Source organism: Nocardia sp. TBRC8007, assembly GCF_056629435.1.
The window spans coordinates 1-297 of the sequence record NZ_JBWSOR010000207.1; the positions used below are offsets into that span (position 1 = coordinate 1).

1 protein-coding gene is annotated in these 297 nt (G+C 61.6%); it reads right to left on the bottom strand.

Annotated features, from left to right (window positions below):
• The coding region (locus ACX4ZE_RS23325) for a hypothetical protein (RefSeq protein WP_480275616.1) at positions 1-297 on the bottom strand (297 nt) is incomplete at both ends.

Here is a 297-nt window from a genome sequence, read left to right on the forward strand (position 1 = left end):
ATCAACGCTGCCTGCGATCCAGCCGCCGCGACCCGCGACCAGTTGATCGGGAAGATGTTTACCCGGGTGACACCGAGCCGCAATACCTCCTCCAGATATCGGGCGCCATCGTCCATATCGAGGAGGTCGAATCCGGAGTTGACCAGATAACGAGCGAGATTCTCGTCGTCGGCGAGCAAACCCCCGCCGGTCATATGACCCCAACCGACCGCCACTACGGGGGCGCCTCGACGAGCGAGGACCTCCGCATAGGAATCGAGCGCCATATTGGCCGCGATATAGGAGAAGAGGCCGGTA